This window comes from Saccharothrix sp. S26 (genome assembly GCF_021390395.1).
Classification (GTDB): domain Bacteria; phylum Actinomycetota; class Actinomycetes; order Mycobacteriales; family Pseudonocardiaceae; genus Actinosynnema.
In genome coordinates this window covers 272,048-284,687 of sequence record NZ_JAJUWT010000003.1, presented here as the reverse complement: position 1 = coordinate 284,687, position 12,640 = coordinate 272,048, and the positions used below count along the sequence as shown (strand labels likewise).

Below are 12,640 nucleotides of genomic sequence, written 5' to 3'. Positions count from 1 at the left end.
ATCGAGCCGGAAGTAAGCACAGCCAACCGCCCCCGAACTCGGCCCGAGCCACCTGCGCTCTCACCCGGGCTGAACGCCCACCTCACCGCGGCCAGTACTCGCGCCAATCCTGCGCCGTCAACCTCTCCACCCCAGCCGCCCGAGCCGCCTTCTCCGCCGCCCGCACATCCGCCTCGAACCGCCGCGCCACCACCCGCAACTCGGTCTCCGGGTCGTCCCCGCCCAACTTCGCCAACGCCGCCACCACGAACAACGTCGCCCCGACGTCGTCCCCGTCGGGCAACAGCTCCACCGGGAACCCGGCCCGCGCCACCCGCTGCGCCAGCTTCCCCGCCAGCGCCACCGCCGGCTGCCCCATCGCGACCCCGTCGACGCTGGACTCGCGCCGCTTCTCCACCTGCTTGAGCTCTTCCCACCGGTGCTGCTGCGACGTCGCGTCCCGCACCGCCGGATCCCCGCCCTCGAACACGTGCGGGTGCCGTCCGACCAGCTTCGCCACCAGGTCCCCGGCGACCTCGTCGATCCCGAACGGCTCCCGCGCGTCCTCCGCCGCGATCCGGGCGTGGAACAGCACCTGGAGCAGCACGTCCCCGAGCTCTTCCCGCAACGCCGCCCGGTCGCCGTCCTCGATGGCGTCCAGCAGCTCGTACGTCTCTTCCACCAGGTACTGCCGCAACGACTTGTGGTCCTGCTCCGCGTCCCACGGGCACCCGCCGGGCGACCTCAACCGGTCCATGACCGCCGCCGCCTCGACCAACGGCACCCCGGGCGTGCGCACCACCGCGGCACCCGCCGCGACCAGCTCCCGCGCCACCGGCTCGTCCGGGTTCGTCGTGATCAGCACGACCTCCCCCACCACCCCGCCGGGCACGTACTCCGACACCGGCACGGCCGACCACTGCGCCGCGTCCACGCCCTCCCCCGCGTACACCGCCGCCGCGCCCCGCAGAGCGGGCAGCGCGGCGGCGGGGAGAACGGGAGCAGCGCCTACGACGACAACCGTCACGACTTCTGCCGCACCCGCGCCGTCGCCTGGTAGCCGCTCAGCTCGCCCTCGCTGGGCGCGAGCGAGATCGCGGTGCCGTCCCACAGCCCGTACCGCGGGTTGACCTGGATCTCCGGCTCGCCGGCCAGCGTGTGCACGAGCCGCAGCCCGATCTGCTCCAGCAGCTGGGGCGTCAACTGCTCGGTGGACGACTCACCGGACGAGCGCACGTCGGTCTTGCGGTCCTTCACGTACGCCACGATCCACTGGGCGCTGCTCGGGTCCGGCGCGAACGCCACCACCGTGCCCGCCGGCACGCCGAACAACGGCGACTGCGCGGCCTGCGGCGACTCGGCCGACCGCACCCGCTGGCCTTCCTTGGACAGGGTCTGGCCCTCGGCGCTGCGCGGCGCGTCGGCCACGAACTCGGCCATCTTCTCCGGGTCCGCCGCGACCTGCTTGGCCTTCTCGACCGCCTCGGCGTTGTCCTTGGCGAAGAAGTAGTCGAACGTGACTTCCATCCGGTCCACGTACTTGCGCGCCAGCTCGACCAGCAGCAACTGGTCGCGGGCCCGCTCGCGGAACGTCGCCGCGTCGTACACCGTGTTCTGGGAGGCCAGTTCCGCGCCGCCGGCCTGCTCGACCGACTCGGTCACGTCCTCCTCGGACACGGACACGCCCTCGCGCCGGGCCGCCTGCTCGATCAGCTCGTGCTGCACTCCCAGGGTCACCAACTGCCGGGCGACCTGGTCGAGTTTGCGCTGGTCGTGCAGCTTCTGGGCCTCGGGCTCCTTCTTGAGCACGACGTCCAGCCGCTGCTGCACCTGCTCCAGCGGCAGCACGGTGTCGCCGACGATCGCGGCCGAGCCGACGTGGCTGGGCCCGGTGCCGCAACCGGCCACCAGCAGTGCCACCGATGCGACGGCCGCGCCGATCAGGGTGAAGCGCCTCTGCACAGTCCTCACGACCAGTACCTTCTCACGTCCTCGTGACGCCGCTCACGGGAGTCCCCGCCAAGGATTCCAGGAAGTGCGCGCACCACTCCAGCAGCTCCTGGTCGCGCAGCTGCGGTGCGCCCATCCGGCCGCCGGCCGCTCCCTCCGTCGGACGAGGCACGCTCACCGTGTGGGCGGCCTGCTTGTAGACCGCCTTCGGGAACAGCCTGCGCAGCCGCACGAGCTGGCTGTCCTTGAGGTCCAGCGGCGCGAAGCGGATCGTCGCGCCCTGGGTGGCGACCTCCGTGACGCCGTGCGCGCGGCACGTCTGCCGGAACCGGGCCACCGCGAGCAGCCGCTCCACCGGCAGCGGCGGCGTGCCGTAGCGGTCCTTGAGCTCGTCCCACACCGCCTGCAACGACTCGGTGTCGGCCGCCGCGGCGATCTTGCGGTAGGCCTCCAGTCGCAGCCGCTCGCCGGGCACGTAGTCGTGCGGGATGTGCGCGTCCACGGGCAGGTCGACGCGGACCTCGGCCAGCTCCTCCTCCACCTCGCCGTCCGCGCCGGCGTGCTTGCGGAACGCCTCCACGGCCTCGCCGACCAGCCGCACGTACAGGTCGAACCCGACGCCCGCGATGTGGCCGGACTGCTCCGCGCCGAGGATGTTGCCCGCGCCGCGGATCTCGAGGTCCTTCATGGCCACCGCCATGCCCGCGCCCAGCTCGGTGTTCTGCGCGATCGTGGCCAGCCGGTCGTGCGCGGTCTCGGTCAGCGGGGCCTCGGGCGGGTAGAGGAAGTAGGCGTAGCCGCGTTCCCGGCCGCGGCCGACGCGCCCGCGCAGCTGGTGCAGCTGGGCCAGGCCGAGCAGGTCGCCGCGCTCCACGATGAGGGTGTTGGCGTTGGAGATGTCCAGGCCGGTCTCGACGATCGTGGTGCAGACGAGCACGTCGTACTCGTTCTCCCAGAACCCCTGGATGATCTTCTCCAGCTTGTCCTCGTTCATCTGGCCGTGCGCGGTGATCACGCGGGCCTCGGGGACCAGCTCGCGGATGTGCCGGGCGGCCTTCTCGATCGACGACACCCGGTTGTGCACGTAGAACACCTGGCCGTCGCGCAGCAGCTCGCGGCGGATGGCCGCGGCGACCTGCTTGTCGTCGTACGCGCCGACGTAGGTCAGGATCGGGTGCCGCTCCTCGGGCGGGGTGAGGATGGTGGACATCTCGCGGATGCCCGCCAGCGACATCTCCAGCGTGCGCGGGATCGGCGTGGCCGACATCGTGAGCACGTCCACGTGCGTGCGCAGCGCCTTGATGTGCTCCTTGTGCTCGACGCCGAACCGCTGCTCCTCGTCCACGATCACCAGGCCGAGGTCCTTGTAGCGCAGGCTCTTCTGGAGCAGCCGGTGCGTGCCGATGACGATGTCCACGTCGCCCTCGGCCAGGCCGGTGACGGTCTGCTCGGCCTCCTGCGGGTCGGTGAACCGCGACAGGCCCTTGATCGTCACCGGGAACGCGCGCATCCGCTCGGTGAACGTGTTCAGGTGCTGCTGCGCCAGCAACGTGGTCGGCACCAGCACCACGACCTGCTTGCCGTCCTGCACGGCCTTGAACGCCGCGCGCACCGCGATCTCGGTCTTGCCGTAGCCGACGTCGCCGCAGATCACCCGGTCCATCGGGACGGTGCGCTGCATGTCGGCCTTGACCTCGTCGATCGCCGCCATCTGGTCGACGGTCTCGGTGAACGGGAACGCGTCCTCCAGCTCGCGCTGCCACGGCGTGTCCGGGCCGAACGCGTGACCGGGCGCGGCCTGGCGGGCGGCGTAGAGCTGCACCAGCTCGGCGGCGATCTGCTTGACCGCCTTCTTCGCCTTGGCCTTGGTGTTCTTCCAGTCGCTGCCGCCGAGCTTGTTCAGCGTGGGCAGCTCGCCGCCGACGTAGCGGGAGATCTCGTCGAGCTGGTCGGTCGGCACGAACAGCCGGTCGCCGGGCTGGCCGCGCTTGCTGGAGCCGTACTCCAGCACCAGGTACTCGCGGGTCGCGCCCGCCACCGTGCGCTGCACCATCTCGACGTACTTGCCGATGCCGTGCTGCTCGTGCACGACGTAGTCACCCGGCCTGAGCGCCAGCGGGTCCACCGCGTTGCGCCGGCGGCTGGGCATGCGGCGCATGTCCTTGGTCGACGTGCCGTGCCGCCCGCCGGTGAGGTCGGTCTCGGTGAGCACGACCAGCGCCAGCTCGGGCAGCGAGAAGCCGTCCTCCAGCGCGCCGCGCACGACGGTGACCGCGCCCTTGCGCGGCGCGGTGTCGAGCGTCTCCCGCAGCACCACGTTCACGTCGGCTTCGCGCAGTTGCTCGGTGGCGCGCTGGGCCGTGCCCGCGCCGGGGACGACGAGCACCGCCGTGCCGCCGGAGACGGTGTGCGCGCGCAGGTCGGCGAACGCCCGGTCGATGTCGCCCTGGTAGGCCTCGACCTGCTTGAGCTCCAGCCGGACGACGTCCTCGCCCTCGGTGGTGAGCTGGCTCAACGTCCACCAGGGGCGACCCTGGGCCCGCGCGGACTGCGCCACGTCGGCGAGGCTGTGGTAGGCGCTGGAGTCCAGGTCGATGGGGCTCTGCCCGCCGCCGGCCGCGGCCATCCAGGACGCTTCCAGGAACTCCTGACCGGTGCGCACCAGGTCGGCGGCCCGCGCCCGGATCTTCTCCGGGTCGTTGAGCACGACGTGCGTGCCCTCGGGGACGACGTCGGTGAGCAGCTGGAGCTCGCCCTCGCACAGCGCCGGGATGAGCGCTTCCATGCCCTCCGACGGGATGCCCTCGGCGATCTTGCTCAGCAGCTCGTGCAGGTGGGCGTCGGCCGTGTGCTCCTCGGCCAGCGCGGCGGCCTTCGCCCTCACCTCGGCCGTCAGCAGCAGCTCCCGGCACGGCGGCGCGACGAACCCGTCCACCTCCTGCGGCAGCGACCGCTGGTCGGCGACGGCGAACGGGCGGATCTCGCTGACCTCGTCGCCCCAGAACTCCACCCGCAGCGGGTGCTCGGCGGTCGGCGGGAAGATGTCGAGGATGCCGCCGCGCACGGCGAACTCGCCGCGCTTCTCGACCATGTCGACCCGGGTGTAGGCGATCTCGGTGAGGTTGACCAGCAGCGCCTCGAAGTCGTGCTCCGAGCCGACGGTCAGGTGCACCGGCCGCAGCTCGCCCAGGCCCGGTGCCATCGGCTGGATCAGGCTGCGGACCGTGGTGATGACGACCTTGAGCGGGTTGTCACCGGGGTGGGCCAGGCGGCGCAGCACCTCCAGGCGCGCGCCGACCGTGTCGGCCCTGGGCGACAGCCGCTCGTGCGGCAGCGTCTCCCAGGACGGGAACAGGGCGACCTGCTCGTGGCCGATGAGGTCGCACAGCACGGCCCTGAGGTCGTCGGCCTCGCGGCCGGTGGCCGTGACCGCGAGGACGGGCGCGCTGGTGGCCAGGGCGGCGGCGACCAGCGGCCGGGCGGCGGGCGGGCCTTCCAGTTCGAGTTCGGGCACGCCGACCGAGTCGGCGAGGGCGCGCAGCGCCTTGTCGGGCAGGACAGCGGTCAGCAGGCCGGACAGCGGGCCGGGCTGGGGCATTGCGGTGGCTCCCCGAGGGTCAAACGCGGACAGACCCCTGCCCGGGACCGAACGTCCACACGTCCACGCGGAGGGGTTCTCGACCGCCAGCCTACGGCCCCGCCGCGCGGGGTGCGCCGTGATTTCGGTTGACCGCGGGGTGACGCTGGGTACGTGGAGCAGAAGGAGATCAGGGCCGACTACGACGATCGGCACATCACCGTGTACCAGGCGTACTCGCCCGCCATCGCGGAGCCCGCGCTGGCGGCGGGCCGGTTCGTGCCGCCGTTCAGGCCGGGCCGGATGACGTGGGTCAAGCCGTCGTTCCTGTGGATGATGTACCGCTCGGGGTGGGGGACGAAGCCGGACCAGGAGCGCGTGCTGGCCGTGCGAATCACCCGATCGGGGTTCGACTGGGCGGTGCGGGCGGCCGTGCCGAGCACCGAGGGCATCGGGCTCAAACCGGACGTGCGCGTGCAGTGGGACCCGGAGCGCGACCTGCGGCTGAACGCCCTGCCGCACCGGTCGTTGCAGCTCGGGCTGGCCGGCGAGGCGTCACAGCGGTACGTCGACGAGTGGGTCGTCGGCCTGACCGACGTCACGCCGCTGGCGCACCGGGTGCACGCGCTGGTGCGCGCCGGCGACCTGGACGGGGCGCGCGCCCTGCTGCCCGTGGAACGGCCCTACCCGATGCCCGGTGCGTGAACGCCGAGCACACACCGCGGTTGCCATGCTGGGCGTCATGCGTCGGTTTGTCGGGTTCGTCGCGGTGCTGGTCGCGTGCGCGGCGTGTTCAGCCGAGGGCTCCGGTGGCAGCGCGCCGTCCACGACCGCGCCCGAGGGGCTGCGGGTCGAGGTGGTGGCGTCCGGGTTGAGCCACCCGTGGGACGTGGGGTTCCTGCCCGACGGGCGGATGCTCGTGCCGCAGCGGCCGGGGCGGATCGCGCTGGTCGCCGACGGTCGGGTGAGCGACGTGGAGGCCGATCTCGGTGACGTGGAGGCGCGGGGCGAGGGCGGGCTGATGAGCCTGGTCGTGCACCCGGACTTCGCCACCAGCCGCCGGTTCACCACGTGCTTCAACACCGCCTCCGACGTGCGGCTGGTGACGTGGGAGCTGGACGGCACGAAGGCGACCCGGGTGAAGGACCCGCTGCTGGCGGGCCTGCCGACGGCGGCGAGCGGGCGTCACTCGGGGTGCCGGATGGCGTTGGACCGCGACGGCAACCTGCTCGTCGGCACCGGTGACACCGCGCGGGGCTCCGTGGCGCAGGACCGGTCCAGCCTGGGCGGCAAGGTGCTGCGGCTGGACCTGGCCACCGGCGAGGGCGCGGCGGGCAACCCGTTCGGCGACCGGATCTACACCTATGGGCACCGCAACGTGCAGGGCGTGGCCGTGCGGCAGGACGGGATGGTGTTCACCGCCGAGCACGGGCCGGACGTGGACGACGAGGTGAACGTGCTGAGTGCCGGCGGGAACTACGGGTGGGACCCGTCCCGGGGTGGCACGGTCGGCGGGTACGACGAGGACGTGCCGATGACGGACCTGGAGCGGTTCCCGGACGCCGTGCCCGCCGTGTGGTCGTCGGGGGATCCGACGGAGGCGATCTGCGACGCCGCGTTCCTGGTGGGCGAGCAGTGGGGCTCGCTCAACGGCGTGCTGGCCGTGACGGCTCTGAAGGGCTCGAAGCTGCTGCTGTTCACCGTGACCCAGGAGGGCGGCGTCCACTCCGTCGCCATCCCCCCGGAGCTGGACGACACCTACGGCCGCCTGCGCGGTGCCGAGCTGTCCCCCGACGGCTCCCTTTACGTCACCACTTCGAACGGCAGCGACGACAAACTCCTCCGCATCACCAACTCCTGACCCCGAGAGTCCTACCTCCAGCCCGCGAGAGTCCTACGTTCACGACCCCCGAATTCAACGTTCAGCGCACCGACCGTTCGTCGTGAGTGTTGAACTCGGGGGTGCTGAACGTAGGACTCTCGCGGCGTGAACGTAGGACTCTCGCGGGGGTCAGCGGGTGCGGAGGCGGGGTTTGTGGTCCATGTGGGACAGGCCCTTCCAGGCCAGGTTGACCAGGTGGGCCGCCACCTCGTCCTTCTTCGGCTTGCGGACCTCCAGCCACCACTGGCCGGTCAGGGCGACCATGCCCACCAGGGCCTGCGAGTAGAGGGCCGCCAGCTTGCGGTCGTAGCCCTGGCGGGAGAAGTGCAGGCCCAGGATCGACTCCACCTGGGACGCGATGTCGTTCAGCAACGACGAGAACGTGCCGGTGGACGACGCCACGGGCGAGTCGCGCACGAGGATCCGGAAGCCGTCCGTCGAGCCCTCGATGTAGTCCAACAACGCGCACGCCGCCTGTTCCAGCAGCTCACGCGGGTGCCCGCCGGACAGGGCGTTGACGATGTGGTCCATCAGGTACTGCATCTCGCGGTCCACCACGACGGCGTAGATGCCTTCCTTGCCGCCGAAGTGCTCGTAGACCACGGGCTTGGACACGCCCGCCCGGTGGGCGATCTCCTCGATGGAGGTGACCTCGAAGCCCTTCTCGGCGAACAACGCGCGGGCCACGTCGAGCAGTTGCTCGCGCCGCTCCTTGCCCGTCATCCGCACGCGCGGCACCGGTGTCTCGTCGCCGCGCCGTCTCCCCGCCACCCAGACCACCCTAAACGCCTGCCCCCCGCGTGGAGCGCGAGGGGCAGGCGACAGCTCGTTCGGTTACTTCTTGGCGCTGATGCGGGCCAAGCGCTGCTGGTTCGGCCAGCGCACGTTCGTCGCCCAGCCGAACTTCTCGAACAGCCAGATCATCCGCGCGGACGTGTCGATCTGACCGCGCTTGACGCCGTGCCGCGCGCACGTCGGGTCGGCGTGGTGCAGGTTGTGCCACGACTCGCCGAAGCTCAGGATCGCCAGCGCCCACACGTTCGCGGAACGGTCGCGCGCGGCGAACGGGCGGTCACCCACCATGTGGCAGATCGAGTTGACCGACCACGTCACGTGGTGCAGGAACGCCACCCGGACCAGACCGGCCCAGAAGAACGCCGACAGCGCGCCCGCCCAGGACATGGTGATCAGGCCGCCGAGCACGGCGGGCGCGAGCAGGCTGATCGCGGTCCACAGCGGGAACAGCTTGTCGATCTTGACCAGGTCCTCGTCGGCCAGCAGGTCGGGCGCGAAGCGCTGCGCGTTGGTCTTGTCGCGGTCGAACAGCCAGCCCATGTGGGCGTGCCAGAAGCCCTTGGCCAGCGCGACCGGGCCGCTGCCGAACAGCCACGGCGAGTGCGGGTCGCCCTCGCGGTCGGAGAACGCGTGGTGGCGGCGGTGGTCGGCGACCCAGACGATCACCGGGCCCTGCAACGCCATCATGCCGGCGATGGCCAGGCCGATCTTGAGCGCGCGGTTGGCCTTGAACGAGCCGTGCGTGAAGTACCGGTGGAACCCGATCGTCACGCCGAGGCCGGCCAGGTAGTAGAACGCGACGAACAGCGCGACATCAACCCAGCCCAACCCCCACCCCCAGGCGAGCGGAACGGCCGCGAGCAGAGCCAGGAACGGCACGATGACGAACACGTACACGCCGAACTGCTCGACGTGCCCGCGCCGCCCTTCGATCATCGGCTTGGGTCCGCGATCCTCAGGACCCTGCGGCGTGGTCCTGCTCTCAAGGGTGCTGGTCATACATGTACCTCATTGCGTATCGGGGCTACCTACGGAACCGTAACTTACGGAAGCGTAAGTTAGGTTGGCCTCGTCCCGCCATAGTCGGAGCCGAACTCATGGCGTGTTCTCAGGAAGTCGGGCGTGTCGATCAACCCCGGTGCATCATTCGGTGATGGGGTCACCGACCGTCCGCCGACACCGCCGCCTGCGCCTCGCGCTCGTCACGTTCGCGGTGGTGTTACTGCTGCTCAGTGGCGGTCTGCTGGGGTTCGGCTGGTACTACAGCGGCCAGTTGCTCGAGCCGGGCAACGCCCGGCCCGGCTACCGCGACACGGTCACCTCGTCGGCCTCCGGGACCGTCTCGCTGGCGGAGTCCAGGGTCACAGTGCTCCCCGGCACGTGGGGTCTCGTGTGGCCGGGCGGCGGGGCGAAGATCGGGCCGGTGACCCACCGGTCGGAGGGCACGGTCGTGCGCGAGTTGCAGGGCACGGCGCCGGCCGACGGCACGATGGTGCGGCTGGAGACGTCGGTCTGGAGCACCGACCCGACCACCGCGCTCGACCTGGAGTACTCGGAAGTGCGAATCCCGACCGAGTTGGGTGACGCGCCGGCGTGGCTGGTCCCCGCGACGTCCTCCACCTGGGTGGTCGCGGTGCACGGACGGGGCGGCTCGAGGACCGAGGCGCTGCGGGTGATGCCTGCGTTGCACACCCTGGGGCTACCCGTTCTGGCCGTGACCTACCGCAATGACGACGGCGCGCCGCGATCCCCGGACGGCCTCTACCACCTGGGCGACACGGAGTGGCGCGACGTGGAGGCGGCCGTGGACTACGCCCGCGGGCACGGTGCGCGCAACGTCGTGCTGTACGGGTGGTCGATGGGCGGCGCGATCGTGGGCCAGTTCCTGGGCCGGTCGGCGCTGGCGGGCGACGTGGCCGCCGTGGTGCTCGACGCGCCCGTGGTGAGCTGGACGAAGACGCTGGAGCTCCAGTCGCGCAACCGGGGCGTGCCCGAGCAGTTGGTGCCGATCGCGGAGCTGGTCTCGGACTGGCGGGTGGACCTGGAGTTCGACCGGTTCGACCTGCTCGACCACCCGCCCGCGCGCAGGCCGCCGACGCTGCTGTTCCACGGCGGCGCGGACGGCACCGTGCCGGTGCAGGCGTCACGGGACCTGGCCGCCGCGGCGGGTCGGCTCGACTGGCCGATGCACTACGTCGAGGTGCCCGCGGCGGAGCACACGGCGGCGTGGAACGTCGACCCGGAGGGCTACGACCGCGCGCTCACCGATTTCCTCGACTCGGTCGACGGCATCCGGTAGCGCGACGCGCCCGCCCGGTCGTGCTCGACCGACTACGCCAAGTAGTTAAGCGGGTGATTGTTTCGCACGAAATCGTGTCGAATAGGGGTCGGAGAAGCCGCGTGCGCGACCGCGACGCGTCGACCAGACGCCGCGACGAGTTCACCCAGCCGTGACGTAGGCCACGTCGAGCGACGTCCTGACCTGGGACAACACGCAGTGTCATGATCGAGTTACGGTGGGATTGCCGCCACTTGAGTGGCGGTGCTGACCTCCGAGGGCCACTCGTGACAACATGTGTTCGCGCGGTCGGGGCGAGCCCCGGCCGTTCCGCCATGGTGTAAAGGCAGCACCTCGGATTTTGGTTCCGATGGTCCAGGTTCGAATCCTGGTGGCGGAGCGAGGAGGCCGGGCCACGAAGGCCCCGGCCGCCCTGCGTCTGCATGGGGGTGTGAGTCGCTGCACGAGGAAGCGGTCGACGAGCAGGGCAACGTGGCGCCGGCGCTCCACGAGATGTCCGACGCGTGGCTGGTCGGCCGCGCGAGTGAGCTCGTGGCCGTGGCCCAGAGCAGCCACCTGTCCGACCAGCTCGACGCGGCGCACGAGGTCGACCTGATCCTGGCCGAGGCGCAGGGGCGCGGCGAGCCCAGGATCGTCGGCCAGTTGCTGCGCGCGGCCGCCGTGGTCCGGATCGTCACGCCCGGCCTGGTCGACCTGTCCGACTCCGTGCTGGACGAGATGCTGGCCCACTGCCGCCGCCACGGCCTGCTGGTGCTGGAGGCCGAGGCGCACGCCCTGCGCGGCCGCCGCTACCTGCTCGGCGGGTTCGAGGACCGGGCGTTGACCGAGGTCGCCAGCGGCCTGGCGATGCTGGAGGAGGACCTCGCCCCCGACCCGATGCTGGACAAGCGCACGTGGGACCGGCTGCTGGCGTCGGCGTTGCAGTCCACCGGGCTCGTGCTCACGCAGCTCGGCGTCTACGAGATGGCCGACGAGGTGCTGGCGCGGGCGCACAACGCGATCCGGGACAGCGCCAACCCGCACCAGATCTACGTGCACCTGGTCAACCGGGCCCGGCTGCTGATCGGCTGGGGCCTGCGGCTGGAGCGGGTGGACAACTTCGAGGAGGCGGGCGAGCGGTTCACCACCGCGTCGGCCATCGCCACCGCGGTCGAGGGCCCGTTCCGCGAGTCGCTGCACCCCGGCCGCCGTGACCGCAGCGCCGCCGAGCAGGTGCCGGTGATCGGCGCGGCGCACGCGCTGGCCAAACCGGGCGCGGAGCACATCGCGCGGCTGTGGACGCTGCGCGAGCTGGCCATGTACGCCCGCGAGCTGATCATCGTGTCGATCGCGCTGGCCCGCTGCCTGGAGATGGAGGAGCTGCCGCAACAGGCGCTCCAGGTGCTGCACGACGCCCGCGACCGGCTGGAGCACGACACCTCCGAACCGACCCTGATGCTGTGCCTGACCCGCGAGTACGCCCGCATGTCCGGCCCGCACGGCGAGCGCACCATCTCGGCGTTGCAGACCTACGCCAACGCGCTGGAGGTGGAGCTGTGGATGATGCAGGAGGCCCGCACCGCGACCCTGCTCACCCGGCGCGACCACGAACGGCTGACCCGCGCGCACGGCGCGATCGCGCAGCAGGCGTTGCAGGACCCGCTGACCGGCCTGCCCAACCGGCGCGCGCTGGACGACCGGCTGGCCGCGTTGATCAACGCGCAGACCCACCCGATGGCGATCGCGCTGGTCGACCTGGACGGGTTCAAGGTGGTCAACGACCGGCACTCGCACGCCGAGGGAGACGACGTGCTGCGCGTGATTGCGAGCACACTGCGCCAGGCGTTGCGGGGTGACGACCTGGTGGCCCGCTACGGCGGCGACGAGTTCGTCGTGCTGCTGCCCGGCGCGCCCCTGCACGCCGCCGAGGCGGCCCTCGCGCGGGCCGTGGATGCGGTCGCCTGCCTGCCTTCCGACCTGTCCAGAGGCGTGACGCTGTCGGTGGGCGTGATCTCCGTGCGGCCGCGCGAGGCGGCCCACGCGGCGCTGGCCCGGGCCGACTCCGCGATGTACGTGGCGAAGCGCCGAGGTGGCTGCCAGGTTGCGGCCGTGGAGGTCGAGCCCTCCTCGGAGGCTTAGTATCGGCACCTGGCGGGAAGCCAGGCCCCTCCCGCTGAAG

At 71.5% G+C, this 12,640-nt stretch carries 9 protein-coding genes and 1 tRNA gene; 5 read left to right on the top strand and 5 right to left on the bottom strand.

All coding sequences use genetic code 11. The features are described 5' to 3' along the window. Positions 1-82 precede the first annotated feature (82 nt). From LZG04_RS06210 to mfd, 3 genes are read right to left on the bottom strand one after another with little or no spacing between them, the layout of a single operon-like run. On the bottom strand, positions 83-1,006 hold the full coding sequence (locus LZG04_RS06210) for a MazG family protein (protein WP_233814065.1): 924 nt from the start codon (positions 1,004-1,006) through the stop codon (positions 83-85). Beyond that, positions 1,003-1,950, bottom strand: coding sequence for a SurA N-terminal domain-containing protein (locus tag LZG04_RS06205; RefSeq protein WP_233814063.1), 948 nt, complete (start codon positions 1,948-1,950; stop codon positions 1,003-1,005). Before LZG04_RS06205 ends, LZG04_RS06210 begins: the two co-directional genes overlap by 4 nt. Positions 1,951-1,963: 13 nt before the next feature. Continuing rightward, positions 1,964-5,527, bottom strand: a complete 3,564-nt coding sequence (gene mfd / locus LZG04_RS06200; RefSeq protein ID WP_233814061.1) for a transcription-repair coupling factor — start codon at positions 5,525-5,527, stop codon at positions 1,964-1,966. Positions 5,528-5,680: 153 nt separating this feature from the next. Between mfd and LZG04_RS06195 the strand changes: the two genes are divergently transcribed. Further along, the gene (locus tag LZG04_RS06195) at positions 5,681-6,211 is read left to right on the top strand and encodes a DUF4291 domain-containing protein (protein WP_233814059.1); all 531 of its coding nucleotides are present in this window, start codon (positions 5,681-5,683) and stop codon (positions 6,209-6,211) included. Positions 6,212-6,248: 37 nt separating this feature from the next. Continuing rightward, complete coding sequence (locus LZG04_RS06190; protein ID WP_233814057.1) at positions 6,249-7,367, top strand: sorbosone dehydrogenase family protein; 1,119 nt, start codon at positions 6,249-6,251, stop codon at positions 7,365-7,367. 150 nt (positions 7,368-7,517) lie between these two features. Here the strand turns inward: LZG04_RS06190 and LZG04_RS06185 are convergent, their stop codons facing one another. Both LZG04_RS06185 and LZG04_RS06180 read right to left on the bottom strand, forming a co-directional pair. Continuing rightward, positions 7,518-8,111 (bottom strand): TetR/AcrR family transcriptional regulator, encoded by a 594-nt coding sequence (locus LZG04_RS06185; protein ID WP_053719425.1) that lies wholly within the window; start codon positions 8,109-8,111, stop codon positions 7,518-7,520. A gap of 111 nt (positions 8,112-8,222) precedes the next feature. Then, the gene (locus LZG04_RS06180; RefSeq protein WP_233814055.1) at positions 8,223-9,182 is read right to left on the bottom strand and encodes an acyl-CoA desaturase; all 960 of its coding nucleotides are present in this window, start codon (positions 9,180-9,182) and stop codon (positions 8,223-8,225) included. Between the two features lie 154 nt (positions 9,183-9,336). Here LZG04_RS06180 and LZG04_RS06175 point away from each other — a divergent pair, with 154 nt between their 5' ends. The 3 genes from LZG04_RS06175 (at position 9,337) to LZG04_RS06165 (ending at position 12,600) form a co-directional block, all read left to right on the top strand. After that, a complete protein-coding gene (locus LZG04_RS06175) occupies positions 9,337-10,482 on the top strand; it encodes a S9 family peptidase (protein WP_233814053.1) in 1,146 nt (381 codons plus the stop codon). 308 nt (positions 10,483-10,790) lie between these two features. Then, positions 10,791-10,861 (top strand) — tRNA-Gln (locus tag LZG04_RS06170). Positions 10,862-10,953: 92 nt separating this feature from the next. Then, positions 10,954-12,600: a GGDEF domain-containing protein gene (locus LZG04_RS06165; RefSeq protein ID WP_233814051.1), complete on the top strand. Its 1,647-nt coding sequence runs from the start codon at positions 10,954-10,956 to the stop codon at positions 12,598-12,600. Positions 12,601-12,640 lie beyond the last annotated feature (40 nt).

Excerpts from the sequence above, each read along its gene's own strand:
- LZG04_RS06190 (WP_233814057.1), top strand. The coding sequence starts at position 6,249 with ATGCGTCGGTTTGTCGGGTTCGTCGCGGTGCTGGTCGCGTGCGCGGCG.
- LZG04_RS06175 (WP_233814053.1), top strand. The coding sequence starts at position 9,337 with ATGGGGTCACCGACCGTCCGCCGACACCGCCGCCTGCGCCTCGCGCTC.
- mfd (WP_233814061.1), bottom strand. The coding sequence starts at position 5,527 with ATGCCCCAGCCCGGCCCGCTGTCCGGCCTGCTGACCGCTGTCCTGCCC.
- LZG04_RS06180 (WP_233814055.1), bottom strand. The coding sequence starts at position 9,182 with ATGACCAGCACCCTTGAGAGCAGGACCACGCCGCAGGGTCCTGAGGAT.
- LZG04_RS06185 (WP_053719425.1), bottom strand. The coding sequence starts at position 8,111 with ATGACGGGCAAGGAGCGGCGCGAGCAACTGCTCGACGTGGCCCGCGCG.